The organism is Rossellomorea sp. QJM3NY_18, assembly GCF_056173145.1.
Map to the genome: position 1 here is coordinate 651,316 of NZ_CM149659.1, position 26,512 is coordinate 677,827.

Annotated in this window: 33 protein-coding genes; 18 read left to right on the forward strand and 15 right to left on the reverse strand. The window is 45.5% G+C overall.

Annotated features, from left to right (window positions below):
- The first annotated feature begins 178 nt into the window (after nucleotides 1-178).
- From AC0VXY_RS03260 to AC0VXY_RS03290, 7 genes are all read left to right on the forward strand, one after another.
- Nucleotides 179-1,678 (forward strand): malate:quinone oxidoreductase, encoded by a 1,500-nt coding sequence (locus AC0VXY_RS03260; RefSeq protein ID WP_475526868.1) that lies wholly within the window; start codon nucleotides 179-181, stop codon nucleotides 1,676-1,678.
- Between the two features lie 69 nt (nucleotides 1,679-1,747).
- A complete protein-coding gene (locus tag AC0VXY_RS03265; protein WP_475526869.1) occupies nucleotides 1,748-2,566 on the forward strand; it encodes a P-loop NTPase family protein in 819 nt (272 codons plus the stop codon).
- A 14-nt stretch (nucleotides 2,567-2,580) separates the two neighbouring features.
- Nucleotides 2,581-2,757: a hypothetical protein gene (locus AC0VXY_RS03270; protein WP_435993375.1), complete on the forward strand. Its 177-nt coding sequence runs from the start codon at nucleotides 2,581-2,583 to the stop codon at nucleotides 2,755-2,757.
- 98 nt (nucleotides 2,758-2,855) lie between these two features.
- Entirely contained in the window at nucleotides 2,856-3,794 is a 939-nt protein-coding gene (locus AC0VXY_RS03275) for a phosphotransferase family protein (protein ID WP_475526870.1), read from the forward strand.
- 23 nt (nucleotides 3,795-3,817) lie between these two features.
- Nucleotides 3,818-4,741, forward strand: coding sequence for an MBL fold metallo-hydrolase (locus AC0VXY_RS03280; RefSeq protein WP_475526871.1), 924 nt, complete (start codon nucleotides 3,818-3,820; stop codon nucleotides 4,739-4,741).
- Nucleotides 4,734-5,498, forward strand: coding sequence for an alpha/beta fold hydrolase (locus AC0VXY_RS03285; protein ID WP_475526872.1), 765 nt, complete (start codon nucleotides 4,734-4,736; stop codon nucleotides 5,496-5,498). The genes AC0VXY_RS03280 and AC0VXY_RS03285 overlap by 8 nt, the downstream gene beginning before the upstream one ends.
- A 28-nt stretch (nucleotides 5,499-5,526) precedes the next feature.
- A complete protein-coding gene (locus AC0VXY_RS03290; RefSeq protein WP_475526873.1) occupies nucleotides 5,527-5,709 on the forward strand; it encodes a DUF4177 domain-containing protein in 183 nt (60 codons plus the stop codon).
- A gap of 38 nt (nucleotides 5,710-5,747) precedes the next feature.
- On the opposite strand, the gene nagZ is transcribed toward AC0VXY_RS03290, so the two are convergent.
- The 3 genes from nagZ to AC0VXY_RS03305 form a co-directional block, all read right to left on the reverse strand.
- Entirely contained in the window at nucleotides 5,748-6,947 is a 1,200-nt protein-coding gene (gene nagZ, locus AC0VXY_RS03295; RefSeq protein WP_475526874.1) for a beta-N-acetylhexosaminidase, read from the reverse strand.
- Between the two features lie 229 nt (nucleotides 6,948-7,176).
- On the reverse strand, nucleotides 7,177-7,869 hold the full coding sequence (locus AC0VXY_RS03300; RefSeq protein ID WP_435993365.1) for an LrgB family protein: 693 nt from the start codon (nucleotides 7,867-7,869) through the stop codon (nucleotides 7,177-7,179).
- Nucleotides 7,854-8,237 carry a CidA/LrgA family protein gene (locus AC0VXY_RS03305; protein ID WP_435993363.1) on the reverse strand — a complete coding sequence of 128 codons (384 nt, stop codon included), beginning with the start codon at nucleotides 8,235-8,237 and terminating at the stop codon, nucleotides 7,854-7,856. The genes AC0VXY_RS03300 and AC0VXY_RS03305 overlap by 16 nt, the downstream gene beginning before the upstream one ends.
- A gap of 167 nt (nucleotides 8,238-8,404) precedes the next feature.
- Here AC0VXY_RS03305 and AC0VXY_RS03310 point away from each other — a divergent pair, with 167 nt between their 5' ends.
- The 3 genes from AC0VXY_RS03310 to AC0VXY_RS03320 all read left to right on the forward strand — a co-directional run bounded on the left by AC0VXY_RS03310 (nucleotide 8,405) and on the right by AC0VXY_RS03320 (nucleotide 10,851).
- Complete coding sequence (locus tag AC0VXY_RS03310) at nucleotides 8,405-8,836, forward strand: MarR family winged helix-turn-helix transcriptional regulator (RefSeq protein ID WP_475526875.1); 432 nt, start codon at nucleotides 8,405-8,407, stop codon at nucleotides 8,834-8,836.
- Between the two features lie 135 nt (nucleotides 8,837-8,971).
- A complete protein-coding gene (locus AC0VXY_RS03315) occupies nucleotides 8,972-9,577 on the forward strand; it encodes a TetR/AcrR family transcriptional regulator (protein WP_475526876.1) in 606 nt (201 codons plus the stop codon).
- On the forward strand, nucleotides 9,577-10,851 hold the full coding sequence (locus tag AC0VXY_RS03320) for an MFS transporter (protein WP_475526877.1): 1,275 nt from the start codon (nucleotides 9,577-9,579) through the stop codon (nucleotides 10,849-10,851). Before AC0VXY_RS03315 ends, AC0VXY_RS03320 begins: the two co-directional genes overlap by 1 nt.
- A gap of 33 nt (nucleotides 10,852-10,884) precedes the next feature.
- On the opposite strand, the gene AC0VXY_RS03325 is transcribed toward AC0VXY_RS03320, so the two are convergent.
- Nucleotides 10,885-11,646, reverse strand: coding sequence for a DUF3891 family protein (locus tag AC0VXY_RS03325; RefSeq protein ID WP_475526878.1), 762 nt, complete (start codon nucleotides 11,644-11,646; stop codon nucleotides 10,885-10,887).
- 233 nt (nucleotides 11,647-11,879) lie between these two features.
- Between AC0VXY_RS03325 and AC0VXY_RS03330 the strand changes: the two genes are divergently transcribed.
- Together AC0VXY_RS03330 and AC0VXY_RS03335 are read left to right on the forward strand one after the other, a co-directional pair.
- Nucleotides 11,880-12,275, forward strand: a complete 396-nt coding sequence (locus AC0VXY_RS03330) for a VOC family protein (protein ID WP_475526879.1) — start codon at nucleotides 11,880-11,882, stop codon at nucleotides 12,273-12,275.
- Between the two features lie 87 nt (nucleotides 12,276-12,362).
- A complete protein-coding gene (locus AC0VXY_RS03335) occupies nucleotides 12,363-13,106 on the forward strand; it encodes an MBL fold metallo-hydrolase (protein WP_475526880.1) in 744 nt (247 codons plus the stop codon).
- A 55-nt stretch (nucleotides 13,107-13,161) separates the two neighbouring features.
- Here the strand turns inward: AC0VXY_RS03335 and AC0VXY_RS03340 are convergent, their stop codons facing one another.
- Nucleotides 13,162-14,094, reverse strand: coding sequence for a nucleoside hydrolase (locus AC0VXY_RS03340; RefSeq protein ID WP_475526881.1), 933 nt, complete (start codon nucleotides 14,092-14,094; stop codon nucleotides 13,162-13,164).
- Between the two features lie 51 nt (nucleotides 14,095-14,145).
- Complete coding sequence (locus AC0VXY_RS03345; protein WP_475526882.1) at nucleotides 14,146-15,114, reverse strand: helix-turn-helix transcriptional regulator; 969 nt, start codon at nucleotides 15,112-15,114, stop codon at nucleotides 14,146-14,148.
- A 109-nt stretch (nucleotides 15,115-15,223) separates the two neighbouring features.
- Between AC0VXY_RS03345 and AC0VXY_RS03350 the strand changes: the two genes are divergently transcribed.
- The 3 genes from AC0VXY_RS03350 to AC0VXY_RS03360 all read left to right on the forward strand — a co-directional run bounded on the left by AC0VXY_RS03350 (nucleotide 15,224) and on the right by AC0VXY_RS03360 (nucleotide 17,370).
- A complete protein-coding gene (locus AC0VXY_RS03350; RefSeq protein WP_475527803.1) occupies nucleotides 15,224-16,057 on the forward strand; it encodes an SDR family NAD(P)-dependent oxidoreductase in 834 nt (277 codons plus the stop codon).
- Between the two features lie 115 nt (nucleotides 16,058-16,172).
- On the forward strand, nucleotides 16,173-16,883 hold the full coding sequence (locus AC0VXY_RS03355) for a YwaF family protein (protein ID WP_475526883.1): 711 nt from the start codon (nucleotides 16,173-16,175) through the stop codon (nucleotides 16,881-16,883).
- A gap of 46 nt (nucleotides 16,884-16,929) precedes the next feature.
- Nucleotides 16,930-17,370 (forward strand): hypothetical protein, encoded by a 441-nt coding sequence (locus tag AC0VXY_RS03360; protein WP_475526884.1) that lies wholly within the window; start codon nucleotides 16,930-16,932, stop codon nucleotides 17,368-17,370.
- 39 nt (nucleotides 17,371-17,409) lie between these two features.
- Here the strand turns inward: AC0VXY_RS03360 and AC0VXY_RS03365 are convergent, their stop codons facing one another.
- Complete coding sequence (locus AC0VXY_RS03365; RefSeq protein WP_475526885.1) at nucleotides 17,410-17,871, reverse strand: N-acetyltransferase family protein; 462 nt, start codon at nucleotides 17,869-17,871, stop codon at nucleotides 17,410-17,412.
- A gap of 154 nt (nucleotides 17,872-18,025) precedes the next feature.
- Nucleotides 18,026-19,768: an ABC transporter ATP-binding protein gene (locus AC0VXY_RS03370; protein ID WP_475526886.1), complete on the reverse strand. Its 1,743-nt coding sequence runs from the start codon at nucleotides 19,766-19,768 to the stop codon at nucleotides 18,026-18,028.
- 653 nt (nucleotides 19,769-20,421) lie between these two features.
- Here AC0VXY_RS03370 and AC0VXY_RS03375 point away from each other — a divergent pair.
- Entirely contained in the window at nucleotides 20,422-21,156 is a 735-nt protein-coding gene (locus tag AC0VXY_RS03375) for a hypothetical protein (RefSeq protein WP_475526887.1), read from the forward strand.
- Nucleotides 21,157-21,247: 91 nt separating this feature from the next.
- On the opposite strand, the gene AC0VXY_RS03380 is transcribed toward AC0VXY_RS03375, so the two are convergent.
- Nucleotides 21,248-21,820 (reverse strand): DUF6434 domain-containing protein, encoded by a 573-nt coding sequence (locus tag AC0VXY_RS03380; protein WP_475526888.1) that lies wholly within the window; start codon nucleotides 21,818-21,820, stop codon nucleotides 21,248-21,250.
- A gap of 60 nt (nucleotides 21,821-21,880) precedes the next feature.
- Nucleotides 21,881-22,207 (reverse strand): YnfA family protein, encoded by a 327-nt coding sequence (locus AC0VXY_RS03385; RefSeq protein WP_435993335.1) that lies wholly within the window; start codon nucleotides 22,205-22,207, stop codon nucleotides 21,881-21,883.
- A gap of 142 nt (nucleotides 22,208-22,349) precedes the next feature.
- Here AC0VXY_RS03385 and AC0VXY_RS03390 point away from each other — a divergent pair, with 142 nt between their 5' ends.
- Nucleotides 22,350-22,718, forward strand: a complete 369-nt coding sequence (locus tag AC0VXY_RS03390) for a YkvA family protein (protein ID WP_475526889.1) — start codon at nucleotides 22,350-22,352, stop codon at nucleotides 22,716-22,718.
- A gap of 179 nt (nucleotides 22,719-22,897) precedes the next feature.
- On the opposite strand, the gene AC0VXY_RS03395 is transcribed toward AC0VXY_RS03390, so the two are convergent.
- From AC0VXY_RS03395 to AC0VXY_RS03415, 5 genes are all read right to left on the reverse strand, one after another.
- On the reverse strand, nucleotides 22,898-23,221 hold the full coding sequence (locus AC0VXY_RS03395) for a DUF3221 domain-containing protein (RefSeq protein WP_475526890.1): 324 nt from the start codon (nucleotides 23,219-23,221) through the stop codon (nucleotides 22,898-22,900).
- An 82-nt stretch (nucleotides 23,222-23,303) separates the two neighbouring features.
- Complete coding sequence (locus AC0VXY_RS03400; protein WP_060673635.1) at nucleotides 23,304-23,498, reverse strand: hypothetical protein; 195 nt, start codon at nucleotides 23,496-23,498, stop codon at nucleotides 23,304-23,306.
- Nucleotides 23,499-23,503: 5 nt separating this feature from the next.
- Nucleotides 23,504-24,121, reverse strand: a complete 618-nt coding sequence (locus AC0VXY_RS03405) for a class I SAM-dependent methyltransferase (protein WP_475526891.1) — start codon at nucleotides 24,119-24,121, stop codon at nucleotides 23,504-23,506.
- A gap of 14 nt (nucleotides 24,122-24,135) precedes the next feature.
- Nucleotides 24,136-24,591, reverse strand: coding sequence for a hypothetical protein (locus AC0VXY_RS03410; protein ID WP_435993325.1), 456 nt, complete (start codon nucleotides 24,589-24,591; stop codon nucleotides 24,136-24,138).
- A 34-nt stretch (nucleotides 24,592-24,625) separates the two neighbouring features.
- Entirely contained in the window at nucleotides 24,626-25,408 is a 783-nt protein-coding gene (locus AC0VXY_RS03415; RefSeq protein WP_475526892.1) for a lysostaphin resistance A-like protein, read from the reverse strand.
- Between the two features lie 117 nt (nucleotides 25,409-25,525).
- Between AC0VXY_RS03415 and AC0VXY_RS03420 the strand changes: the two genes are divergently transcribed.
- Nucleotides 25,526-26,155: an HAD-IA family hydrolase gene (locus tag AC0VXY_RS03420; RefSeq protein ID WP_475526893.1), complete on the forward strand. Its 630-nt coding sequence runs from the start codon at nucleotides 25,526-25,528 to the stop codon at nucleotides 26,153-26,155.
- The last annotated feature ends 357 nt before the right edge of the window (nucleotides 26,156-26,512 follow it).

A 26,512-nucleotide genomic window follows, 5' to 3' on the forward strand; every position in this document is an offset into this window, starting at 1 on the left:
AAGCATTCATACCACTATTTTCACTTTTGTTTTTTCGTAAAATAGTTTATAATAATCAGATAATACTAGATATTTTACCCTATGAATCATTATAATAGAAGATGGTATGGTTTTTTTTAGACACATGAAGGTGCTGGGTCGAAAGCGCCTGCAAATATAGTGGATGAGGAAGGTTATAATGAGCAGCTTACAGAAGAAAACAGATGTTATCTTAATTGGTGCTGGTGTCATGAGTGCGACTTTAGGGGTGATCCTGAAAGAATTGGCGCCGGAATGGGAAATCACAGTGTTTGAAAAGCTCGCGAAGCCTGGGGAAGAAAGCTCGAACGAATGGAATAATGCCGGAACCGGACATTCTGCATTATGCGAGCTGAACTATACATCCGAAAAGCCTGATGGATCTATAGACATTACGAAAGCAATCAAAGTCAATGAACAGTTCCAACTTTCAAGACAATTCTGGTCTTATCTCGTCAACCGCAATCTTATTGGTAAACCACAGGACTTCATCATGCCGATCCCGCATATGAGCATGGTTCAAGGTGAAGAAAATGTGGAGTTTCTGAAAAAACGTTTGGAAGCGCTGTCAGCGAGTCCGTTATTTGAAGGCATGGAATTCTCCGATAAACCGGAGAAATTGAAGGAATGGATCCCTCTCATCATGGATGGCCGTGAATCGGATGATCCGATTGCAGCGACGAAGATCGATTCAGGGACGGACGTCAATTTCGGGGCACTGACCCGCAAAATGTTCGACCATTTGAATGATAAAGGCGTCGAGATCAACTACAACCACAGTGTAGAAGATATCAAACGCAAATCCGACGGTTCATGGGAAGTGAAGGTCCATGATATCGACGGCATCAAGATGGAATATCATACGGCGAAGTTCGTCTTTATCGGAGGCGGTGGCGGAAGTCTTCCGTTATTGCAAAAAACAGGTATCCCTGAGTCGAAGCAGATCGGTGGATTCCCTGTATCTGGGCTCTTCATGGTGTGCAATAACCCAGAAGTCATCGAAAAGCATCACGGGAAAGTCTACGGAAAAGCCAAGGTCGGAGCTCCTCCGATGTCGGTTCCGCATCTTGATACCCGTTACATCGATAACAAGAAATCTCTTCTGTTCGGACCATTTGCCGGGTTCTCACCGAAGTTCCTGAAGACGGGATCGAATATGGATTTGATCACATCGGTCAAACCGAATAACCTTTTCACCATGCTTGCAGCTGGAGTGAAGGAAATGGGACTGACCAAATACCTGATCCAGCAGGTCCTCCTGTCCAACGAAAAACGCATGGAAGAATTACGCGAATTCATCCCGAACGCCAAGAGCGAAGACTGGGATATCGTCGTAGCAGGCCAGCGGGTGCAGGTCATCAAGGACACAGAAGCAGGCAAAGGAACCCTCCAGTTCGGTACAGAAGTGGTCAGTTCCGCCGATGGCTCCGTCGCTGCCCTCCTTGGGGCATCTCCGGGTGCTTCCACAGCCGTTCACGTCATGCTGGAAGTATTGGATAAATGCTTCCCGCAGCACATGAAAGAATGGGAGCCGAAGATCAAAGAAATGATCCCATCCTATGGAGTGGCATTAAGTGAAAATCCTGAACTCTTCAGGGAGATCCATACGTCAACTGCGAAGGCGTTGGGTTTGAGGGATAAAGAGGTTGCGTATAGTTAAGTGAATAAGAAGGAATGCCCTGTGGATGTTCGCAGGGTGTTTTTTGTATACAGAATGGGGGGGATTGGGGTGAACACCAATCTAATTATCGTCGAAGGGATACCGGGGTCAGGCAAGTCGACCACGGCGAATTTTATTAAAGAGCATTTGGAGAAAGAAGGAATAAAGGCTAAGCTCTTTCAAGAAGGAGACACCAGCCACCCTGCTGATTATGAATCGACCGCTTGTTTAAATGAGGGACAGTTTAACGCTATACTTGAAAAATTTCCAGCCCGTCGGGAGAGTATCAAAGAGTACGCCGAGAAGAAAGGCGATCACTATTTTATTTCGTACCGTCATTTTCTTGATAAGGATTCATTTCTTGTTGAATACTTGTCTTCGTATGATGTCTACGAATTGGATCTGGATACGTTTGAAGACGTCTCCTATAACTATTGGAAGGAATTTGTGGAAGTAACGGCATTTAGCGATGACGTATACATATTTGAATGTTGTTTCCTGCAGAATCCGTTTACCAAGTTCATCGCCATGCATAATGCAGAACCAAGGAGGCTTGAGAACCATCTGAAGAATATCAGTTCGTTGATTGCACCATTGAATCCTCTGATGGTTTATTTTTATCAAGCAAACCTAGATCAATCCTTCAACCATGTATATGAAGAGCGCAGTCAGGAATGGCGAGAGTTCTTCACGGATTATCATGTGAATCAAGGGTATGGAAAAGAGAATGGGTTGAAGGGATATCAAGGGCTTGTGGAGTTTTTGGAGATGCGCAGGAATTTGGAGTTGCGGATTCTTGAAGTTTTGCCGGTTAGGCACCTGCTTATCGAGAATGGAGAAAAAGACTGGGATGCTTATTATGTTCAAATGAAGGAAGCGATTAAATAGGTGGAGGGAAAGATTTGTTCTTATTATTCCTAATCATCACAGCCTCCATCATCGGATTCTTATTGATTCCATTACACGTATATGGCCTTGCCATCGGGTTTGGAATCATCACGGGTTGTCTGGTGAGAGGGTTGTACCTAATGCATGAGATTAATAGTAAGTTAGATAAACAAAACAGTGAAGATCAGTAGGCGGCTCAAATAGATGCCGTCTTTATTTGTGTTTGTACCAGTAATTTGAAATAATTACAATATAATGAATTTGGGAGAGGGGGATGCACGTGAGGCATATGGAACGCAGGTTGAGGGAGATGAACCTGGAGATTCTGAGCATGAAGGAGATTGGTGGTGCCCATGCAGGAAACATTTGTAAAGTCGAAGCTCTAAGTGAAAATGAGAATACGAGAGAGCACTACATCTACAAGGAATTTGCTGAGAAACGGGATCAGGAAGTTGAGATTCATAAGAATATAGAAGAAATACTGACGACATTTAGTAGAGTCGTGAAAGTATGGGAGACTTCCCCAAAAGCGATGATGATGTGGGATTTGGGGTACCCAGTTAAAGCCGGATTTGAAGCATTGCCTATAGGTGAAAAGAAAATTTTGATCAGTGATATTTTAAAAGTATTAACTTCTCTTCATTGTGTGGAAGCCGTTCAAACCAATCTCCCTATTCATCAATTAAGCTCGGAATGGAAGGATTGGTGCTTAGAGCAACTGGGCAAGTTAGGCTCAAGAAAATCGTGGGCCAGTCCAAAATGGGAGAGAACAATCCAGGAAGTGAATGATCGACTAGATATCCCTCATTATCAATCGAAATGTCCATCCGTCATAACCCACGGGGACCCACATCTGGAAAATGTCTTTTATAAAGATGAAAGAATTTGGCTCATCGATTGGGAATGGGCAGCCATCGGGTCTCCCTTAAGGGACGTGACGATCTTGATGCAGGATATATATGACGATGATCTGATTTCTTATGTCCCTGAATACTACTTGCAATGCTTGAGGGAACGGGGGTTCATTCTGGATAATGACGATTTTTGGAGTGATCTGAGCTATCTATACATAGACCATTTGACGATGATGCTTGCCTGGGAAGTGGAGAAGTATTTTCAGGGGCATCTATCCGAAAAGAGGATTCGCGGAATCATAGAATGGAAGATTGGGGAGATTGAGCGGGTGCAATCTGAAGTAATGGATAGGAAAAACAAGTTTAGTCATTAACATCTCTAATAAGGGGGAAGAGGATGAAAAATGATGAGTTTAATAACATACACTTTACACTTAAAGAGGTCAAAAAGGGCGTCTATGCAGCAATTTCAAAACCAGGTGGCGGGGCAGTTGCCAATGCCGGATTTGTTGATTTAGGCGACGGAGTAATCGTGTTTGATACGTTTAACACGCAACAGGCGTCGAAAGAGTTGAGAGATGCCGCTGAAAGAATCACGAATCAGAATGTCATGTGGGTTGTAAATAGCCATTATCACGGAGATCATATTCGCGGCAATCAAACGTTCAAGGACACTTCTATTCTTTCAAGCGAGACCACTTTAGCAAAAATGAAAGAAATCCAGCCTTCCAGAATAGAGAAACAGAAAGCGGACATCGATGGACTCACTCAATATATAGAATCTCTCGAAAAGCAGCTTGATGAATCCGGGGAAGCAACCCTTCAAGATCAAGTGAGCTTTTTACATGAAATGAAACGGTCGTTACCTGACCTGGAGTTGACTTTGCCCAATGAAATTTTCAAGAAAGAAAAGACATTACAGGGAACAACGAGAAGCGCAAAACTATTTACATTGGGAGGGGGGCACTCCTTTTGTGATAGCATGCTGTACCTTCCGGAAGAGAAAGTGATCTTTATGGGGGACTTGGTATTTGTTCAATGTCACCCGACATTCTTTGATGAAACCGATCCAAGAAAGTGGATCGATATTTTACGAGAAGTAAAGAAGCTGGATATTGAAACAGTCATTCCAGGACATGGCGATATTGGGACGAAAGAGGATATTGATACAATGATTCTTAATTTGACACACCTCTTATCTGTTCAACATAAAGAAAGTACTGAAATCCCTCCTCTTTATAAAAATTGGGCGTCTCCAGAGGTATACTTTCAGAATATTAAACGTGTGAAGAGCAAAAAGGGGACTTCCAGACATGAATAGAGAAATGCTGGTACCGATTAAAAACTTTAAACTATACGCCAAACTAACAGGTAAGAAAAACAATAAACCGACGGTGGTGATGGATGCCGGTTACGGGGATTATTCAAAAGCCTGGGATTCAGTGATTGGGGAGCTATCGGAAATAACAGAAGTACTGGTTTACGACCGTGCCGGGCTTGGGAAGAGCGAGAAGAGTCCACATCGGAGGACGAGCCGTGAGATGGTAAAAGAGCTGAAGGAACTGCTAAGCAGCCTGGACATCAAACCTCCATACCTATTTGTCGGGCACTCTTTCGGAGGAGTGAATGTGAGTGTATATGCGCATGAATACCCTGAAGAAGTCGCAGGTTTGGTATTGGTGGACTCGACACCAGTGGATTATAGGGAACGCTTCCTTCCGACGATGCCGCGTGATTTCCAGGAAGCATATCGCAAGCAATTTGTACGAGAGGGCAATTACGAAGAATTTATGGAAAGCTTGGGGCAGTTAAAAGAATATAAGGAGACTTTAAGTATGCCGGTCTTAGTACTTTCCGCTGGTAAAAAGGATCATTATTCAGAATCAGCCCAGGAATTGTGGAATATCATGCAGAGGGAATTGGCACTGATTTCTTCTAAGGGTGAATGTGTACTTGCCAAGAATAGCGCTCATTATATTCAAAAGGATGAACCACTGGTGATAATAAAGGCGGTTGAAAAGCTGATTGAACTACATTCCGATGAAAAAGTTGAAACCATCTCTGACATGAATACGTAAAGTAAGAAAACCCCACGGAGGTGCAACCATGTACGAATACGCATACGTCCAAACAAGTCTGGGCGGCTTTTTTACCGAGCCGAAGCACAGGGAAATCATTGAGGAATATGCCGCTGACGGATGGCGGCTGGTCCAGGTGCTTCCACTTAGGTACAACGGAAACGGAAAACCGACTGATTATGAGATCATATTTGAAAGACCGTTATCTTAATTAAAGCGGATTTCTCATTAAGAGAGATCCGCTTTTTATTAGGGTGAAATTTTCGAATTCACTGATTGAATCGCTTGATTTAGTTCCGTCAGGTCGACTTCTCCTGTTTGGGTATCTTTCAAATGGTACTTTTGTTTAAGATTGATGATTCTTTTTACGCTTTCATCAATTCGCTTCTCTGAAATTTCTCCATTTTTAACGGCTGATTTTAGTGCTTCAATCCCTGCTACGGCTTTACGAGCATCATGGGCGATGAGGATCAGGTCACTGCCGGCTTTGACGGATTGCACCGCAGCTTCTCCCATTCCGTAGTTGTCGGCCACGGCTTTCATGGTCATATCATCGGTGATGACGACACCCTTGTAGTTCAGTTTCTTTCGTAAAAGATCCGTCACGATGGCCGCAGAGAGTGATGACGGATAGGTGTCATCGAGTTTGGGAAGCAGGATGTGTGCGACCATGATAAGATCGGCTCCGTCAGCGATGGCACGCTTGAATGGAATCAGTTCCAGGGACTCGAGTTCTTGCAGGCTCTTGTTGATTACGGGAAGCGCTAGATGTGAATCGACGGATGTGTCGCCGTGACCAGGGAAGTGTTTGATTGATGACAGGGTATTCTGGGATTGAATCCCTTTCATCGTCTGGATCCCTAATTCACTGACGATATCAGGGTCCGGGCTGAAGGAGCGGTCGCCGATGATCGGATTATCCGGATTGCTGTTCACGTCAAGGACGGGAGCGAAGTTCAAATTGAACCCGAACTCTTTCAGCTCTTTGCCGAGAAGGGTCCCCACTTCATAGGAAATGTCGGGATTGTTCGCGTCCCCGATTTTTTGATTGGTAGGGAAGTCCGCGAGTCCTCCAGGGAGTCGCGTCACATTCCCGCCTTCCTGGTCGACGCTTAATAGGAGGGGAAGGGGGTTATCGGCGTTTGCTTCTTTCAGTTGGTTCACAAATTGAACAGATTGTTCAGGGCTCTTCAAATGGTCCGAGAAGAAGATGAATCCGCCGACCTTGTGCTTCTGAATCAAATTCTTCGTCGGCTCATCCATTTGCGTTCCGTTGACGCCGGCTACGAGCATCTGGCCGATTTTTTCATCAAGGGTCATGTCGGAGATCAGGGAACCGGCGTCACCTTCTCGATCCTTACCCCCGATTGGGTTAATGGCCAAATAGGACAGAATGAATACAAGGATCATGACGATTAAAAGGGAATAGCCAATCTTATTTTTCGACATATCATATGTTCCTTTCAATGTTGGATACTTGGTATCATTCTGTTCGTATCTCGTGTGCCGTAAACGGAAAAATAGAAAAAGACCCGGTGGGTACGGGTCCTTTTGTACGATTTATTCCGGTTTCTCTGCTATTGGATACATGCTGTTCCTCTAATATGAGCTGATTTTATTTCTATATAATCAGGATATTCAATCCGATTTTTTGAAAATCTCTGTGGCCAAAACACCATCACACCTGAAACACCCACACCACAATCGGGCCAAACACCGAACCTAACAGGGCGCTTAACGTCATGGATACGGAACTCATCGAGACGGTCAATTCCCCGTATTCCATCGCTTTCGACGTACCGAGGGCGTGGGACGCGCTGCCTAAGGCAATCCCGCGTCCGAGTGAGCTATGGATGCGGCCCATTTTCAGGATCACCGGCCCGAGTATGACGCCTGAGAATCCGGCGATCATGACAAAGACGACGGTCATGGCCGGGACGCCGCCGAGACCTGATGCAATCTGGATGGCGACGGGTGTCGTGATGGATTTCGGAACGATGGACAGGATCAACTCATGGTCGATGCCGAGAATCCGTGCAAATAGGAGTCCGCTCACCATTCCGGTCAAGAGTCCAGCGAAGACGCCTCCGATGATCGGGAAGCGATACTTCATCAGGATCTTCCGCTGCTTATACAGGGGGTACGCAAGGGCGACGACGGCAGGACCAAGCAGAGAGTGAATCCATTTCCCGCCGATCATGTACTCCTCATACGGAATATGCATAGAGATCAGCAGTCCGACGATCACGAACGTGGTCGTCAGGACCGGAATTAATACGGGATACGAGAACCGTTGATACACCTTCACCATGGCAAAATAAAGGACGGCGGTGAGGGTAATGATCAGGATTGCGATCAGTGCTTGCTGCATGCTTGTTCCCTTCTTTCAGATCGTTTTTCTAAGTGCTGACTGGCAAAACCGGATACGGCCATGGTCACGACGGTGCTCACGACGACAATGAGAAAGAGCATGGCACCGGTCCCTGATAAAAGAGCGGGGTAGTTCATGACCCCTGTCATGGCCGGGATGAATAATAAGGGAAGGATCGCGAGTAAAAAGCTTGCGCCATCCTCTACGATGATCACGGGAACAATTTTCAACGACAGGCATGCGAGGAGCAGGATCAGGCCGATGATGCTTCCGGGTATCGGAAGGTGGAGGAGCTCCTCGAGGGCTCCGCCTATAAATGAAAAAGCATAAAGAATGCCGATTTGGATGATAATTCGAATGATTTTCATAACACAGGACCTCCCGACAGGAAGCCCTTTTTCCCACCTTTCAATGAAAACGCTTTACTTTTCCTGGGATTACTTGTACGATACAACTATATACTTGTATTATACAAGTACTTGAATCGTTGTCAATGAATCTGTCAGGTTGATTGACGTAAAAAGGAGGGATACCTATGTCCAAAGAGAACGCAGTCGAACGGATTGAGTATGAGTTGACCAGCTTGATCCGGAAAGCGGTCTTCCGTGATCAATCCGAACGGAAAATCGGGATATTGGAGAGGTCGGCATACCTGTTGATGAGGCAGCTGGATGAACACGGACCGTCCCGGCTGAAGGAATTGGCCGAAGCGTTCCAACTTGATATTTCGACTTTGTCTAGACAGGCGGCTGCCCTTGAATCGAAGGGACTCATCCAGCGGTTTTCAGACCCAAGTGACGGACGTGTAAGTTTATTTGACCTCACTGAGTTGGGGAGGGAAAAGCTTGCTCTCGACAGCCGCATGAGGCTCGAATGGTATGAGGGCCTGCTTGAAGGTTGGACGGGTGAGGAGAAGAACATGTTCGGGGAACTGCTGGTCAGGATGAACGGGGCGTTTGACGAATAAAATAGATCCGCTTTCTGTTGTTGCACACCAGGAAGCGGATTTTTTTGTCGAAAAATAATCGTTGACTTTGGAAATATCTAACAGTAAAATAAAAATTGATTAATCAATCAATTTTGAAAAAGGAGGGAGAAAAACATGTCACGAGAGGAAAAAATGATAAAAAAGAGAGCGGCGATCCTAGGGGCGGCCGTCAAAACATACAGCGAAAACGGATTTGCTGAAACGACCATCTCGGCCATTGCCAAGGAGGCAGGGGTCAGCTTCGGATCCGTGTTCACATACTTTGCCACAAAAGAGGTCCTCTTTGAAGCGGCGATCCTTGAGCCATTGGAGGAGATCAAGCCTTATTTTAGTGAAATAGAGGAACGGTACAGTGGGAGTCCGATGGAGATGGTACGAAATATGATCGACTGTCAGCTGGATGTGTTTGCGAGAAAGAAGGATTTCCTGCGACTCTCCCAACAGGTACTGGCGAGGCCGGACCGGTATCCCGTCTTGTTCGCAGAATTGAGTACCTTTGTCGATGTGTTTGCAGAACGCATTTATCCTGTCATTGAAAGAGGGCAGAAGGAGGGATGCTTCTATGAAGGGTCGCCGGTGCTGATGGCTCAATCGTATATTTCCTTATTGAATGGGTTGCGTCTGACTTTCATTGATGACCATACGAATCTGATCTGGAGCAACATGAAAATACAGGCCCTGCGGTTATTCGGTCCTGTGACGGAAGGGTGGGATGTGTGATGCGAATAAGTGATATTCATCCGAACCTGAAACTGCGGCTTGCCATGCAGTTCCTCGGAGGACTTGTCACCATGGCAGTCATCCCGTTCATGGCGATCTATTTCGCCCAGAAGATCGGAGCCACCCAAACGGGGATCATCCTGATCCTGATTGTCATCAGTGGAATCATCGGTGGTTTTATCGGCGGGCATATTTCCGACAAGATCGGACGCCGTAAAATCATGATTCTGGCGGAACTCGGCATCATGGTGACGTTCTTCTTCATTGCCCTGTGCAATTCAGCGTGGTTCGACCTTCCGTATGTCACGGCGGCTTTCTTCGTTCTCAATATGTTTGCCGGCGGGATGTTCCAGCCTGCAGCTCAGGCGATGATCATCGATGTGACGGATTCCGATTCACGGAAGCTTGTTTTCACCGTCAGCTACTGGCTTGGGAATCTTGCCACCGCGATCGGAGGGATCATCGGCGCTTTTCTATTTAAAACGTACCTGTTTGAATTATTCCTCGGGATCTCAGGGATCACACTCCTGTCCGTCCTGATCACGATTTTCTTCATCTCAGAAACCTACACACCGGAACCTGCCACCACTGAAACCACTTCTTCATCCAACAAGATGGTTCAAAGCTATTCAACCGTATTGAAAGATAAATTATTCATGATGTATATCATCGGGGCCGTCTTCATTTTTACCCTGGAGCAATCGTTGACCAATTACGTCGGGATCCGCCTTGAGAGGGATATCCCCGAGCAGCAGGCTTCTCTGTTTGGATTCGACTTCACGCTTGATGGGACACGGATGCTTGGATTCCTGCGGACGGAAAATACCATTATTGTCGTGCTCTTATCCGCCGTCGTACTATTTCTGTTTAAAAAGTGGAGTGACCGCTGGACGCTTGTTGCGGGGATGTTCATCTTTACCCTTTGTTTCAGCGCCTTTGCTTTTACGAATAATATTTTATTCCTTTTTATCCTGGGCTTTGTCGGAACGTTTGGGGAGCTCATGTATGTGCCGATCAAGCAGGCGATGATCGGGGACCTGGCGCCGTCCAACGCCCGCAGTACGTATATGGCCTTCTACAGCCTGACCTTCTATGGCGCCATGATCATCGCATCCCTTCTCATCATTGTAGGGGAATGGGTGAGTCCGCTGATGATGGGCGGAATCCTGTTGATTCTTGGGATGGCCGGGACTGTCATGTATCATGTCATCATGAAAACGCTGGAATCAAAAGCGGTGCCGGAAGTCGAAGTGAAGGCATCGGTTTCTTCTTAATAAAGTGTGAAGACCCTGATTGCAGGGTCTTCTTTACTTTCTAATGAGTATCGTATGTTTCTCCAACTGACTCTCTCCATAAGCCTCTGCGATGCCCATCTTCCGGATCGCCCTCCTGTTCACTTTTTTATAAGGCAGCGTCACATGAAAATCACTTTCAAAAGGATAATTATCCAACGTCACCTCATGCTCATTCACCCACCTGGCTTTAAGCTTTTGATTCCCAGAATGGAACCCTTCCGTATTCTTAAATCCGTCCTTGAACCACGGATGCTCGTTTTCTTTCACAACCCCCGGCTCGTTCAAGCAAAAGTAGAGTGATAGATTGTCTGAAAGTTGAAGAAGCTGAAAGTGCTGGGTGAGCAGTGTTTCATCGAACTTTGGCAGCTGCTTTCGGATGTTCTGTTGCCTTCTTGCTTCATCTTGTAAAAATGTCAGGCAGTGAGGATCCTTCGATTTGGCAAAGAAAGAGCAGAAATGAAGGCTGCATAGGAGCGCCGCATAGAGGTTGACCTCCTCGATTTCATTCAGACCGATTTGATAGAATGCAAGTTTTGGGTGGAGGGGATAGTCTGAGAAGGTGAAGGGAATCTGCTTCCCGTCGTTCCAAATCGGCGTGTCGTCGAGTCCGATCCAGCTCCGGTCGTGCTGATGGGATGCGTAAACGAAGTCATCGAAAAACTGATCGGATTTTAATAGATTGCGATTGATGTGTTTGATCGTTTCGCCGGATAAATAGGCGTGGTCATGCTGTTTGGTCATGATGAAAGAATCGTCGGTCTCTCGGATTATCATAGAATCAACATCCCCTTTTTATTATTAATTATAGCAAAACTTGAATGGCGCTATCAGACAAAAAGATAGAAAACGGCATGGGCTTTCGATCCTGGGATTAGCCTTCTGTGATTTCATATGTCAGAAAGCAAGTCCACTAGAATGAACCGTATGTTTAAAAATATAAAAAAAGGTTTTCTCCTCTGAACATCGAAATCATTATAATGAAAGACAGTATATGGGAGGTATGAACAATGGGGAGAATGGTACATTTCGAAGTGCATGTGGATGATATGGAACGGGCAAAAATGTTTTACGGAGAGGTATTCGGCTGGAAGTTCGAGGACTGGAGCGAATACGCTGGAATGCCTTATGTGGGGGCTGTGACAGGGGATGAGAATGAGATGGGGATCAATGGTGCACTGATGCAGCGTCAAAGTCCTCCACCTCAACCGAATCAGCCGATGAACGGATATTCCTGCACGATGGGCGTCGGGAATTATGATGAAACCGAGAAACTCATCCTTGAGCAAGGCGGCAAGGTGGCCATGCCGAAGTATGCTCTTCCGGGAATGGCGTGGCAGGGGTATTATGTGGATACTGAAGGAAATGTGTTCGGGATTCATCAGCCGGATAAGGACGCGAAGTAGTGTTGGGGTGTCTGACCTGAATCGGGGGTCAGGCCCTTTTTTTAATCCTCGTCTCCATCAAAGGCGTTATCTACTAATTTTACGATCATGAAAAGGAGAATGCCCCCTGTTTGTGGAATTGATTCAAGTGGAAATCAGGAGGGGGAAGTGAAAGTGGAGTATCAATTGGAACAGGTGAATAATCAAATATATGTGCTGGCGATATGGGATGCTGAGTGGAATACCTATTCAAATGCGTACTTGATCGAGGGAGAAGCTGGATTGACAGTGGTCGATTCGTGTAAAGAAGGTCACTTGGTGTTCCTCCAGCACGCTTTAAACAAAATCGGGATAACGGCAGACGATGTAAAGCTCATGCTCATCACCCATGGTCATGAGGACCATGTGGGAGGGGCGACATTATTTACGAAGGCAAGGAAGGTCATTCATGCTGATGAGACGTTGCCGGCTGAGTCTTCCATAAGAGGAGAGCTCCTTGACAGGGGAACGATTGGGGATTACGACTACACGAGAGTCGGGTATCATTCTCCAGGTTCTGTCCTTTTCTTTCATCGACCGACCAGGACACTGTTCACAGGGGATTTCCTCTGTTTCTTTGGCGATCCTTTGTCAGATGGAGGGCTTGTTTCAAAAGGGGATGACCTGAGACAAGCCTGGATTGAGTATCTTCAGGGTGGCGGGGTCAAGGATCTGCCTGTATTCCTGGACGGCCTCCGAATCATGAAGGAATATGATGCGGATGTACTGTGTACAGGTCATGGAGGCGTGTTGGTGGGGGAGATTGACGTGTTTCTCCAGGAGCTGATCGCAATTGGGGAAAAGAGTCAGTAGGATAAGAAGGGATTGGCAGGAGTTAACAGGCCAATCCCTTCTTATTTTCATTAAATTAACTTTTTCTTGTCATGACTTCTATGAAATCTTCCACGAACAATTGGTAGTCGATCTCCAGATAGATGTTAATATTCTTTTCAGCCGGTTTGGAACTGACCCTGAAATCAGCGATGGATGTGCCTTGGCCGAGGCCTGTGGTCAGTACTTCGACGTCCCTTCTGATCGTTTTCCCCATGTCCGGATTCACCATAAGGGAGAGGGTGACGACATCGTGGAGCGGGGCGCCGTTTATGCCGGGGATGAGTTTCTTATAGGCATCGATATAGTAGGTCATGACGTCATCCAAGATCTGAACGAGGGGGTTGCCGTTCATCTCCTGGATGGCTTTGATGTGTTCGAGGGTGACGATGGCTTTGTTCGTGACGTTTAAAGGAGCGATGTATAGATTGTCGAGATTCTTGACCACGAGTTCTGATGCAGTCGGATCTCCGTAGAAGTTTGCTTCGGCTGATGGAGTCACATTACCAGGTACGAAAAAAGCCCCTCCCATGATATAAAATTCCTTTACTTTTTCAGCTATGTCTTCGCCTAACAGGTAAAGGGAAGCGAGTGACGTATTCCTCCCGACATCCACGATGGTGACGTCTTTATTTTCTTTTATGATAGTGTAAAGTTTAGAGAAATTGGTGATTTCACCGGAGAAGTTTTCGGGCGGACGAATCGGACCCAGCCCATCCTTTCCATGGATCTCGGGATAATAGGTGGGAACTTCCCCCGAAGATGGGCTGTTTGAACCACCGATGATCGGAATATCCGTCCTTCCGGCAAGCTTGAGCAGATAGGCGATGTTATCGGTGGCCTGCTTCTTTTCGACATTTCCGTAACTGGATACGATGCCGAGTATGTTAATGTCCGGATTCATGAGGGCATACATGATGGCCACAGAATCATCAATACCTGGATCGGCAAATAAAAGAATGTTTTTCATGGGATTCACCTCGGCAACCGTTTTTTAAAACATATCGGAGAACGGGAAGAATTATTCCATTCGTCGATAAAATGAAACTGTAGCCTCAGCCATTTTCAGGACTTTCTCCTTGAGAAAAGCCGGTTCAACGATGTTGACTTGATCGGCGAACCCGATCAGATAGCCTTTTGCCTCTTCTTCAGTATCAAAAGAAAGCGTCACAGGTATCCATTCCGCACCTCTCCTTTCCCCGACTTCAAGGACCCGGGCGAAACGGCCCGTGAAGGTTAGCCTGGATAACATTTGTGGCGCCACCTCGACTTTCACTTCAAAAGAGGGAAGCCTCTTGATAAAAGATTGTGTGGAAGATGACCAGTACTGTGCCAGGTCGAAGCCCTCGGGTCTTTGAAACGTCTCGTCCACTTTTTCGGTATGATGAATCCGGGAGACCCGGTAGTTACGAATATCCCCGTTTTCTTTCGCTGCGACGAGATACCAGAGATCCCCTTTCGCCACGAGCCCGAGTGGTTCCACCACCCGGTCATCGATTTCGGCGTCAGCTCGTTCGTAGGTGATGACCAGTTTGATTTCCTGGAAGATTGCCACTTTGATCATTTCAAGGGAGGCTGTCTTGTCTTTCTGCTTTCGCCAGGAACTCGTGTCGATATGGATCCGGTTCCACACGTCCTTCGCATTTTCCCGGTACGTGGACGGGAGGGAGGCGATGAGCTTGTTCCGTGCTTCTTCGGTGGTGCGGGTCAGGCCGAGATCGTCCAGGAGGTGAACGGAAGGAGACACGAACAGTGCCTGGATTTCCGATTCCTTCAACCCGGTCAAATCCGTCCGGTAGTCTTCAAGGAGCGACCAGCCCCCGTTTTGCCCTCGCTCCGCCACAACGGGAATCCCGGTGCTGCTAAGTGCATCCATGTCACGGTGAATGGTCCTTTCAGACACCTCCAATTTCTCCGCCAGTTCCTTCGCCGTCATTCGGCCGTGTGTTTGTAGTAGTAACAGAATGGATACTAATCGGTCGCCTCTCATATTGGTCACCTTTTTCTTGGATTTTCTTTTATTTAATGAAATATGACAAAGGATGTCAAGAATGGAATCGTATAATAGGGTTATCTTCGATGTTGAAAGGAATGGTTGGATGAAATCACTCGCAGGAAAAGTAGCACTCGTAACAGGGGGAAGCCGGGGAGCAGGGCGTGCAATCGCCATTGAACTTGGTAAAGCAGGCGCGACGGTGTATGTCACCGGGCGCAGTACGAAAGGAAATGTCACGCAGAACTTTCCGGGTACCATCGATGACACGGCTGCCCAGATTGATGAAGCCGGTGGTACAGGAATCGCGGTACGCTGTGATCATATGATTGATGCCGAAACGAAAGAGGTCATTGAACAAGTCAGGGAGGAACAGGGAAAGCTTGATATTCTTATTAATAACGTATGGGGCGCACATGATATCGGTGTGAATCCGGGAGCATTCTGGGAACAATCCCTTGAAAACTGGGATACGATGTTCACGGCAGGTGTGAGGGCGCAGTTAGCCACCAATCACTTTGCCATTCCTCTGCTTCGGGAAAATAAAGAAGCCCTTATTGTTCATACGACGTTCTGGGATGAAGGCAAGTACACCGGACAATTCTATTATGACCTGGCAAAAAATGCACTCATCCGCATGGCGTATGGTCTCTCGGAGGAGTTAAAAAAAGACGGGATTGCGGTCATGGCTGTATCCCCAGGATTTATGAGAACAGAGCTTGTGCTCAAACATATGGGTGTGGACGAGGAAAACTGGAAGGAATCAGAAGATTTGAAGGTATCTGAAACCCCTTATTATGTGGGACGCGCCATCACGGCCCTGGCGAAGGATCCTGAAGTGATGCGAAAGACGGGACAGGTGTTGAAAGCGGGTGACCTTGCGAAAGAATATGAGTTTACGGATGTGGATGGACGGTATGTTCCGCCGTTTACGTTATAGAATGGATGTCCCCTCTCGAAGGGGGCTTTTTCAATTTCTGAAATCCGTTCTTAACCATCCTGTGTGCCGAATAAACTATCCATGATAACCACTTTTCAAAACGAATAGGGGTGGCATGATGTTTTCCGTGACAGAGATGCAGACGTTCGAGTTGTTTTCTGTTCCCCATATCTCGGTGCTTTTGATGTTTGTGGCACTATCATTTTGGCTTGTGTACTTCAGGCATTTCCTAAAGAGGTATCAATCGGTTTTGAAATGGACGATATTCTGGATGCTCGTGCTGAGTGAAGTGTCCTGGCATATGTGGCTGGTGTCAACGGGACAGTGGGAGATGGGGGACCTGCCTCTGCAGCTCTGTTCCGTCAGTACGTTCATCGCCATTTATTTATTCTTGAAACAGAATCAGAAGGCCTTTTATCTCTTGTTCTTTATCGGATTCCTCCCCCCAATATTAAGCATGGTGACACCTGAAATGACTTATCAATTTCCCCATTACCGCTTTCTGAAATACTTCCTTCATCATGCAGCCATTGCGTGGTCCGTCCTTTATTTCATTGTATATGAGGGCTACCGGGTCCCAAAGAAAGCCATATGGACCGGCTTCCTCATGGTCAACCTTCTCGCTTTGCCGATCTTTTTCCTGAACATCCTTCTTGATACGAACTTCTTTTATCTGGCCAATCCCACAGAATCGAAAACAATCTTGTCCTTTTTCGGATCGGGGATCATCTATTATATCAATCTCGAAATTGCGGCACTTGTCGTGTTTTTCATGACGTATGTACCGATGGGGATGCTCGTGAGGAGGGAGAGGGTTAAAGGGTAACCCTTTTCCTATGGGATACGTCTAACGTTTAAAAGGGGAGATGGACATGAAAAAGGCATTGGCAATGAGCAATATCATTGCAGTGATCGCGATTATTCTATTTATTATTCAACCTTTCCGTACAGCGCCTCCGACTCCAAATGTAACAGCAGGAGAAGTCAGTATCCCGACAACGAAAGGTTCCTATTGCTGGGACGGACTCCTTTCAGGGGGATGTGTGGATAAAGCTTATTCAAGTGTAGTGGCGATGGCAGGGGAAGATCAACCAACCCCTGTGTCCCCAGGTGAGGAAATCACAGTGACATTTAAAAAGAAACCTCAACAGATCGGTGCAGAGAAGTGGGGTGGAAAAGAGCAGGTGGAAAGCGTGAGCATGAAAAATCATACGATCGTGGTTCCTGACCAGAAAGGGGTCTATATCTATCATCTAGTGGCCCATTGGAAGCAGGGGGACGGGAGTTATGTGTTTTCGGTGGAAGTGAGGTGAAACAAAAAACGCTTGGATCCCCAAGCGTTTTGTCATATCTCACAGCTTAAGCTTCAACCCTTCATGGGTGGGTATAAAACCCAATCTCTCATAAAATCTCAATGCATCCGGTCTTTGCTTATCCGTCGACAATTGAATGAGGTGACATCCCCTTTCCTCTGCACGAGCTATGGCCCACTGAATCAGTTTCGTGCCCACGCCTTCCCCTCTTACAGAAGCAGAGGTCCTGACACCTTCAATCGTCGCTCTCCATCCACCTTGATGAGTGAGGTATGGAGTGAACGTGATTTGCTGCACACCGACTACTTCATCTCCGTCACAAGCAACGACCAATTCATTATTGGGGTCAGTATCAATGGCGTTAAATGCTTGGTTGTAGCTTTCAGGAAGGGGATGCTCGTAACGTTCCCGTTTACTTCCGAGTACGTCATCAGCAAGCATTTCCACGATACGATCTACGTCATTTTCAGTAGCTTCTCTAAAGTGCAATTCTCTCTCCAAGTGAATCCTCCTAATCGTAAAAGCCTTTTGATAAGTTCTATGCTAACTGAATTCATCTAATAAGGTAATGATTATTATTTTATGAAAATCAATAAGTGTACCTTATGGAAAATCAAAAGGCTCTCACACCAAAACGGTATGAGAGCCTTCTCCTTTACACCTGAACCTCAAACTGCTTCGAATATAGTCTGGAATAATGACCATTCTGCTCGAGTAGCGCTTCATGTGTCCCTTCTTCGACTATCCTTCCATCTGACAACACCACGATTCTTCCTGCGTTCCGGATCGTCGATAAACGATGGGCGATGACGAGCGTCGTCCGGCCCCTTGCCAGTAACTCCAGGGATTCCTTGACGATGCTTTCGCTTTCATTATCAAGGGCGCTCGTCGCCTCATCAAGAATGAGAATCGGCGGATTTTTCAAGAAGACACGGGCGATGCTGAGCCTCTGCTTCTGACCACCTGATAACCGGACGCCACGCTGACCGATTTCGGAATGATACCCTTGTGGCAACCGGGTAATGAATGCATCGGCGTTCGCTTGCTTTGCAGCCTTCATCACCTCTTCGTCTGTCGCTTCGGGATGACCATAGCGGATATTCTCCATGACGGTTCCGGAAAAAAGGTACACATCCTGCTGTACGATCCCGATATTGCTTCTGAGGAAATGCAAGTCCAGGCTTTTCACATTTTCCCCATCTACAAAAATCCCACCTTCAGAAACGTCATAAAAGCGGGAAATCAGGGAGCTGAGAGTCGTTTTTCCCACTCCCGATGGTCCGACGATGGCGACGTATTCCCCTGGGAGGACTTCAAGAGTTAAATCCTTAAATACAGGCCCTAAGGCAGAATCATAATGAAATGATATGTTCTTCAATGAAACATGTCCCCGAACGGTTGAAAGAGTTTTTGCATCAGGGGCATTGTCGATGTCAGGCTTGATATTCATGATCTCCATGAATCGCTGAAACCCTGTCACACCTTCTTGAAATTGAGTACTCATATGAGTGAGCCGCTGAATGGGCTCGATCATAAAGCCGATATACAGAAGAAATGTAATCAAGTCGGCCAGGTCAAGGGACGCATTCACAATCTGAATGGACCCGAAGATGACAATGGTGATCGTAATCAGCTGAATGAATGCTTCCGTCCCATTATAGAAGTACGCCTCAGCACGATAGGTTCCTTTCCGGCTTTTCAGAAAACTTTCATTCTCCACGTTAAATTTCCTGATTTCAAGAGATTCATTGGCAAACGACTGAACGACCCGAATGCCGGATAAGGAATCCTCCACCTGAGCATTGATGTCTCCTATCCGCTCTTTATTATCCGTCAGCGCCCGGTTCAACTTTTTATTGAAGTACAGGGAGAAGAACCCGAGGACCGGAAAGAAACAAAAAACGGTCAGGGTAAGAGGAGCATTGATCCAGAACAGAATCACAAACGCCCCAAGAAAACGGACCAGATATTTCACATAATCTTCAGGACCGTGATGATAAAGCTCCGATACCATCAACAGATCATTCGTCACCCGGCTCATCAATCGGCCCGTCTTCTCTTTATCATAAAAACTGTAAGACAGCTTCTGGAGATGAGCGAATAATTCACCTCTCATATCGGTTTCCATTCGTGCCCCGATCTCATGCCCCTTGTAATCCACAATGTAATTCCCAACGTTTTGAGCAACGACAAGAACTACCATCACACCGCCGACCCAAAGGACATCCTCAAAAGCTGTAGAAAGACTCCCGGCCAGAACATCCTTCGTCACATAGCGGACAAGCAGCGGAAAAACGAGAGTCAGGGAAGACGTGACCAATGCACTGAACAACACAATCAAAAAAATTGAACGGTACGGTTTGTAATACGAAAGAAATTTTTTCAAAGGAAAAGTCATAACATACCCCTTTATGCGTTAGTTCACAAAACACATATAAGGGGGAAGACCGTCATCTTTAAAAAGGTATCCCACCCTTATATGAATGTACGGTTACCATTGCTTTGTTTCTCATGAAAACAGCCTCCTTTAATTTCGATACCTTTATTGTATGATGGGGTTGATGAAAAATAAAGTTAATTTTCTGATAGTAATTTCAAAGGTATCCAGTTTTGATTGGAGTCAGTATATAAAGGGTGAGGGTGAATGGGGGGCAATACATATGTAAGATAGAAAAATAACATGATTCAAGGGTCTTGTCTTAACCTCGCGACCCCCTATTCCCCTTGCCAAAAACGATGTGAATCACCCATGGAACCCAAGCGAAAACAGACTGTAGATCTTTAGAGAAAGAAGAGAGAAAACAACACCAACAACGTGCGTGTAGCGGGCGCGCGTAGGGGATTGACGACGTTTCCTAAACTAGGAAAATAATGATAGATGATTTTTATCCCTTTTTAGCATAAATTTGTGATTTAGTGAAAATGAATCTACTAGTATATTACATTTGATGATATGATTGATAGTGCATAAGTACTAGAGTTGTTACTTTGTAAATTGTACATATAAATTATTTTGAGAGAGTTGGTCTGGTTATGGGATTTTTAAAGAGTTTGGGTAAGGGTGCAGGAGAACTGGTTGGAGGTGTGACAGGAGGACTCATTAAAGGAGTCGGTGAACTGACTGGATCGGATTTCATTAAGGAAGTAGGGGATGGAGTAAAGCAATCCACTGAATTTGCCGGAAAACAATTGGGGAACGTGGCAGAAGGAGCTTGGAATGTAGGAAGTGGTATGGTAAGCAAGGATGATTCTAAAATCGACAAGGGAATTTCTGATATTGGAGAAGGCGTCGGAAGCACAGCGAAAGCCGTAGGACAAGGTATCAGTTCTACTGTCAAAAGTGTGGGGAATGTAGCAGGCGGAGTGATGGATGGAGACGAAGATCGCTGGAAAAAGGGTCTAAGAGATGTTGGGAAAACCGTTGCTGTTGGAGCTCTTGGCGTATCGATTTTGGACATTGCAGATGTAGTGGATGTAAATGGGAATGAGGGAGGCATTGACGGAGGTGGCAATGATTCAGGAACCTTGGCAATGGAAGGTCAATCAAATGCCCCTGTTTCTGCGACTGAAGGAACAATTAATCAGGACTATATAGTGGATGATAATCCGAACAATCACGGAGTCGCTCCTCATTGGGTGGACGGCTATTATCGAGCAGACGGTACGTTTGTAGAGGGGTACTGGAGAGATGGTGATGGCGATACAAGTGTAGATCGAACCGTTGAACAGGGCGGGGGCTGGAGGCAGAGTAACCCTGATTACCGTATACCGGTGGAAAAAGCGTAACTTAGAACCTGCCCATGGTACATTAAAGATTTCCCGTACCATGGGCAAGCTTTTATTTGTAGATAGAGGCTCTTTAAAACCCATGATTAAATCATAAAATATCCCCAACATACTTATTACTCCCCGGAAGCTTCTTGATTTCATTCCAGGCTTCAATGACATCTTCTCTCTTTTTCCCTTTATTGGCCGGATCGGCAAAGAAGTCACGTGTGAATTGATTGTATTCGAATTGAGGTGCGATTTTCTTTTCATATGCCAGGTCTTTCTTTCGATTTTCTTCTTCGTACCAAGCTTCGATTGCGTCACGATACGTCTTTCCTACGTTATTTTTAAAATAGTTTTGGATATAAGTAGAGAAATGAAAACCGGGAATGACAGACTTAAAGAAGGTTCTGACGTTTTGACTGCAACGATGATGGGCAGTAATGACGGTATCTAGACTTAACACTTCATTATGATTTGTGTTTCGAATCCCTTTTGATTTTCTGACGGGCTTTTTGATTTCGCCTGTTTCCAAGAAAGTGCAAATTCGATTCGATAGCTCTATCTTTGAACCGGAAGTGTTGATTCCGTTAGCGCGGCAGAATGATCGCAGTTCTTCTTTCAACCAATAGTACTTTTTAAACATTTCAATTGGGGTGTCCCTGTTTAAGGTTGGTCTCAATGCTGCCATCTCCTTGGATTTTCCATTTTCACCTATTATAGAACAAGCGTTCCTGTTTGTCTACTGTCTTGGTCCAAGCAGCATCACACCAACCCCAACGATACATATCCCGGCACCGACCCAATCATACAGATCAGGTGTCTTCTTATCGATTCCCCATCCCCATAGGACGGACAGGACAATGAAGACCCCGCCGTAAGCAGCGTAGACACGGCCGAATGACGGGAAGGACTGGAAGGTGGCGATGACGCCATAAAGGGCCAGGGCTATCCCGCCGGCGACTCCCCAATAGGCGGGTTTCCCTTCCCTGAGCCATAGCCAGATAAGGTAGCCTCCGCCGATTTCCGCGATTCCGGCAAGGATGAATAAGATGATGGCATTTACCATGTGATCACTCCTTCAATTTGTTTTGCGTAATTGAATTATAACGCACATCCGGGTTAGCAAACATTTGTCTATTTTCCCCAAACCTTCTACAATGAAAAGAATAAGAGATCGTCACTTGTCTCAATACGGAGGTGGAACTGATATGGACAACACGGAAAAACATTTTTCAGAAGAAAAGTTCTGGGATAAGTTAAAAAGGTATGGTGTGAAGGCGGGACATTCCGTCGTGTATACGGCACTGCTTCTTTATTTTGTCCTGCAAAAGCCGGATGTTCCAAAGAAGTCGAAAATGGTCATTATCGGGGCACTCGGATATTTCATCCTTCCAACGGATTTCATTCCGGACATGGCAGTGGGGGTAGGGTTTACAGATGACCTTGGGGCCCTGGGTCTCGCGTTATTGCAGGTATCCATGTATATCGATGATAAAGTGAAAGGGAAGGCCAAGGCGAAGTTGAGTGACTGGTTCGGTGATGATGTGGATACGTCTGAGGTTGATGGGAAGTTGTGATTTTTTTCTCTAAGGGGGAGGTGAACGGACATGTCTTTATCCTCAGGTGAAAAGTCAATAGCAGAATCAGATAGAAAGAATTTAATGAAGTTTGCCAAACAATTCAAGAATAAAAGCCAGATAGATTCTCAACGAATTTGCAGGGAGATTAGAAGGGGAATTTAAATTAGAGATGGTTTTTATCTATTCCTTATAATCTCTATATTAAGTGCAGTAGTCTGGGGAGGGTCGGATTCCCGAACGAAGTCATACCATACAAATAAATCCTGTCCTTCCTCTATAAGCTTGATCATATTTTCATCCTGAACAGATACACGAATCGTTTCAGAGTATCTATCCCTTGATTCCCCGGCTAAAGCGAGAGTTATTCCCTTGCTGCGTTTTTCAAGAACCTTCCCATGGAGTGTTTTATTGTCGGATATTTTGTCATAAGCCAAGTCTTGGTCTTCACAGCCTAGAAGTAGGGTCGATACTAGTAGAATCCATAAGAATTGCATTTTCATTGAATTCACCTCAGTGAATTAGTCGGGAGAAGGGGGAGGGACGTTACATCCATATTTCTTCCACTGTCATCCCAAACAACCATCATTCCCCCTTGAACCTATCGTCATATAAATCTTCATCCCCTTGTGGCTCTTTGATTCCATGCTTTTCTTCAAGGTATCTTCCGATTACTGAGTTATTAATGCCTTCCCGAACGGCCCGTTCCACTATGATATAGAAGATAAATAAAAACACGATCAGGATAATGACACTTATGAAAATAATAAAAAGTTCCATGCTGTTCACCTCCCTGTTTTGGTAAGTATGATCTTTCTGTACATTCCATTGAAAAGAAGAGGTTCATCTTCTTTAAGAATGATCGCTTCATGGTTCTGTTCATATAAATTCTCAAAGTTCACTCCGATGTCTGTACCCAATATCTTTACAAAGGGTCGGACCATTTTTTTGATTAGAGACATTTGAGAGGGTGAAAACTTGTCAAAAATGATCATGGATCCTTGAGGTTTTAACACCCGGATCATTTCCTTCATGCAAAGCTCCGGGTCAGGGACGACGGATAAGATGAGACTGCCTACCACTGCATCAAAGCTGTTCTCTGTGAAACTCATCTGTTGGGCGTCCATTTGAATGAATTCGATCTTGGTATCCTTGAATTTATCTTTAGCCTTTCGAAGCATGTCACCGGAATAGTCAATGGCTGTAATCTGGAATTGAGTGTGACTCAAGAGCTCCAGGTCAGCCCCTGTGCCAACGCCGACGACCAGGATTCGTTGGTGCGGATGGAATGGTGGGTGAAGAAAGAGCTTTTGACGGGCTTCAAGGAATTTTCCTGTATTAAAAATCCTGTCGTATACAGGGGACCAGAGTTTATAAATGATTTCGTTCCATCGGTTGTTCATTTTTCCCTCCCTATTTACTGTATAACAATATTCCCAACATACTGTGCACTGCCTCTATCCGTTTGAAGGTCGACCTCCAAAACGTAAGACCCTTTTCCTTTAGGGAATGTGAAGGAACGGTTCTCATCCATTTTCAGCTGCAACTTTTCATTGCCGATCCATAAGAATGCACGTAATTCCTCCACTGCAAAGTCTTCACTGTCAAAAAGGACGTCTACCTGCTGCCCGGATGGAAATGTCAGTTCCTTCTGTTCCCGAGCGAAGTCTACTACTTCTTTCGTTTCTTTCTCCAATGGTTTGCCGTTTTCACCCCGCCACTCTATATTGGTTTCGGTTAATTCTACGGAGTCGACGCTGTCCGTTTCCATAAGGGTAACAGTGGGGGGAGTGAAGTCATAGTCTTCAGCGATGCAACCTGTCAGGGAGAAAATAAGGAATAAACAGATTAGAGCCCTTAAAAAATGTTTCATACATACAAATCCTTTCTTTTCTGAGGTTGTAAGTCTAGTTTATCCACCCATTCAACACCATCCCCATATTCATCACCATATGAAAGGCGATCGAAGGATAGATGCTATCTGTCTTCAAGACTACGATGCTGTAAAAAAGTCCTCCGAAAGAGAATAGAAGACTGAGGAGGAGCGGGATACCGATGGAGAGATGCAGGAGTCCGAATCCGATACTTGTCACGGTGATGGCATAAACGACTGAGGTGTTTTGGATCAATGACGACAGCATGACGCCTCTCCAGATGAGTTCTTCCAGCGTAGCGTTCAGGATGGTGAATCCTATTGCGAAAAGGAATAATGATTTCAACTCACTGATTCCCTCCGACCAGATGAGTGGAATGAAGATGGTGCTTGATCCCGCAAGCCCGATTAATAAAAAAAGCGGCAGTGAAATAGTTTGTGAAGGCATGGAGATGCGCTTGCTCCAATCCGGTAATGTCATGTAGAGACGGACCTTTCTCTTCGCAATCCATTGTGAGACGGCTAAGGCAAACAGGATGAATAGAAGAAAACTTCTGTTCAAAAGGATCTTCGTTTCTTTTAAGATCTCCCAGCCGTTGATCCAGCCTGTTGCACATTGAAAGATCAGGAACCCTATAAGAAAGAATAAGAACAAGGAAACGACGGATCGGTTGTTTTTAGTAGATAAATAGAGGATGAGAAGCCCTAGCATCGGCAGAAGTTCCCATCCGTATGCGCGATACGAAAGAAGGATGATGCCTGAGAAAAACAGGCCGGCAGAGCTTATAAGGAAAAGGGTATGGGGTGAACGGGTCATATAGTCCTCCTAGGGCAATCGTTGAAAATAGTTTAGCATAATTTTCCTGTTTTGTATCTGTTCATTTTTCATTGTGGTACCATGAAGATAGTTTACATAAGAGAGAGGGGTTAGGACATGTACAAGCATATCATTTGGGACTTTGACGGCACTCTTTTTGATACATATCCCGTGATGGCGGGAGCCTTCAAAGACACGCTGGACAGCCGGGGAATCGAGGAACCGTTAGAGGACATCATGAAACAAATGAAGGTATCGATGACTCACGCTTTTAATCATTATGGTAAAAAGTATGGGATTGGTGACGAGTTTATCACAGCCTACAATACCCGCAGAAAAGAAGTCGAGTACGATTTGTCCAAGCCCTTTGAAGGAATCGCAGAAATATGTAAGTATATTCATGAATCGGGGCGCAGGAATTATCTGTACACCCATAGAGGTGAGTCATCCATCACGATGCTGGAGAGCTACGGGTTGACGGGTTACTTCTCTGATTTCATCACTTCCGAGCACGGATTTGAGAGAAAGCCCAGTCCGAATGCCATTAAGCATCTGATCCGCACACATGATATTGAGCCATCAGAAGCAATCATGATCGGTGACCGGGATTTGGATCTCGAATCGGGGAAAAATGCCGGAATCAGTTCCTGCTACTTTGCAGATGAGCGGGTAGAAAATCCTCACGCAGATTACGTAGTGACGAGTGTGGAAGAGTTGTATAAGGTTATTGAGGATGGAGACCATTGAGGGACGGACCTCGATGGTCTTTTGTGGGTAATTTTGGGAAAAACGCATAAAACAAAATAATGACGCAATTATCGTGAAAACGACGCAATTAATTGAAAAATGACGCAATAAATCTGAAAATGACGCAATCATGGTCCACCGACGCCCCCTTATGAATATAATCCACTTCTCAGGAGTCTATGACACTACCAATTTCCTGCTTCTTTTCAAAATCGTTCTCCATTTACGACTGCATGTGCTCTTCTTTGTTTTGAAACTCCCCATTTCGGATACATTATATGAGCACAGACCAAACAGATGATTTGTCATCACCCCGCCAAACATGTGATGATAAATTCATACCAAAATTATCGGAAT

What these genes read in the sequence shown, in the direction of transcription:
- AC0VXY_RS03280 (WP_475526871.1), top strand. Translation starts at nt 3,818, where the DNA reads ATGAAAAATGATGAGTTTAATAACATACACTTTACACTTAAAGAGGTC.
- AC0VXY_RS03370 (WP_475526886.1), bottom strand. Translation starts at nt 19,768, where the DNA reads ATGACTTTTCCTTTGAAAAAATTTCTTTCGTATTACAAACCGTACCGT.
- AC0VXY_RS03350 (WP_475527803.1), top strand. Translation starts at nt 15,224, where the DNA reads ATGAAATCACTCGCAGGAAAAGTAGCACTCGTAACAGGGGGAAGCCGG.
- AC0VXY_RS03405 (WP_475526891.1), bottom strand. Translation starts at nt 24,121, where the DNA reads ATGAACAACCGATGGAACGAAATCATTTATAAACTCTGGTCCCCTGTA.
- AC0VXY_RS03320 (WP_475526877.1), top strand. Translation starts at nt 9,577, where the DNA reads ATGCGAATAAGTGATATTCATCCGAACCTGAAACTGCGGCTTGCCATG.
- AC0VXY_RS03340 (WP_475526881.1), bottom strand. Translation starts at nt 14,094, where the DNA reads ATGAAAAACATTCTTTTATTTGCCGATCCAGGTATTGATGATTCTGTG.
- AC0VXY_RS03310 (WP_475526875.1), top strand. Translation starts at nt 8,405, where the DNA reads ATGTCCAAAGAGAACGCAGTCGAACGGATTGAGTATGAGTTGACCAGC.
- AC0VXY_RS03415 (WP_475526892.1), bottom strand. Translation starts at nt 25,408, where the DNA reads ATGACCCGTTCACCCCATACCCTTTTCCTTATAAGCTCTGCCGGCCTG.
- AC0VXY_RS03360 (WP_475526884.1), top strand. Translation starts at nt 16,930, where the DNA reads ATGAAAAAGGCATTGGCAATGAGCAATATCATTGCAGTGATCGCGATT.
- AC0VXY_RS03260 (WP_475526868.1), top strand. Translation starts at nt 179, where the DNA reads ATGAGCAGCTTACAGAAGAAAACAGATGTTATCTTAATTGGTGCTGGT.
- nagZ (WP_475526874.1), bottom strand. Translation starts at nt 6,947, where the DNA reads ATGTCGAAAAATAAGATTGGCTATTCCCTTTTAATCGTCATGATCCTT.
- AC0VXY_RS03345 (WP_475526882.1), bottom strand. Translation starts at nt 15,114, where the DNA reads ATGAGAGGCGACCGATTAGTATCCATTCTGTTACTACTACAAACACAC.
- AC0VXY_RS03305 (WP_435993363.1), bottom strand. Translation starts at nt 8,237, where the DNA reads ATGAAAATCATTCGAATTATCATCCAAATCGGCATTCTTTATGCTTTT.
- AC0VXY_RS03390 (WP_475526889.1), top strand. Translation starts at nt 22,350, where the DNA reads ATGGACAACACGGAAAAACATTTTTCAGAAGAAAAGTTCTGGGATAAG.
- AC0VXY_RS03355 (WP_475526883.1), top strand. Translation starts at nt 16,173, where the DNA reads ATGATGTTTTCCGTGACAGAGATGCAGACGTTCGAGTTGTTTTCTGTT.
- AC0VXY_RS03330 (WP_475526879.1), top strand. Translation starts at nt 11,880, where the DNA reads ATGGGGAGAATGGTACATTTCGAAGTGCATGTGGATGATATGGAACGG.
- AC0VXY_RS03315 (WP_475526876.1), top strand. Translation starts at nt 8,972, where the DNA reads ATGTCACGAGAGGAAAAAATGATAAAAAAGAGAGCGGCGATCCTAGGG.
- AC0VXY_RS03335 (WP_475526880.1), top strand. Translation starts at nt 12,363, where the DNA reads ATGAAAAGGAGAATGCCCCCTGTTTGTGGAATTGATTCAAGTGGAAAT.
- AC0VXY_RS03400 (WP_060673635.1), bottom strand. Translation starts at nt 23,498, where the DNA reads ATGGAACTTTTTATTATTTTCATAAGTGTCATTATCCTGATCGTGTTT.
- AC0VXY_RS03385 (WP_435993335.1), bottom strand. Translation starts at nt 22,207, where the DNA reads ATGGTAAATGCCATCATCTTATTCATCCTTGCCGGAATCGCGGAAATC.
- AC0VXY_RS03395 (WP_475526890.1), bottom strand. Translation starts at nt 23,221, where the DNA reads ATGAAAATGCAATTCTTATGGATTCTACTAGTATCGACCCTACTTCTA.
- AC0VXY_RS03410 (WP_435993325.1), bottom strand. Translation starts at nt 24,591, where the DNA reads ATGAAACATTTTTTAAGGGCTCTAATCTGTTTATTCCTTATTTTCTCC.
- AC0VXY_RS03285 (WP_475526872.1), top strand. Translation starts at nt 4,734, where the DNA reads ATGAATAGAGAAATGCTGGTACCGATTAAAAACTTTAAACTATACGCC.
- AC0VXY_RS03420 (WP_475526893.1), top strand. Translation starts at nt 25,526, where the DNA reads ATGTACAAGCATATCATTTGGGACTTTGACGGCACTCTTTTTGATACA.
- AC0VXY_RS03275 (WP_475526870.1), top strand. Translation starts at nt 2,856, where the DNA reads ATGGAACGCAGGTTGAGGGAGATGAACCTGGAGATTCTGAGCATGAAG.
- AC0VXY_RS03290 (WP_475526873.1), top strand. Translation starts at nt 5,527, where the DNA reads ATGTACGAATACGCATACGTCCAAACAAGTCTGGGCGGCTTTTTTACC.
- AC0VXY_RS03325 (WP_475526878.1), bottom strand. Translation starts at nt 11,646, where the DNA reads ATGATAATCCGAGAGACCGACGATTCTTTCATCATGACCAAACAGCAT.
- AC0VXY_RS03300 (WP_435993365.1), bottom strand. Translation starts at nt 7,869, where the DNA reads ATGCAGCAAGCACTGATCGCAATCCTGATCATTACCCTCACCGCCGTC.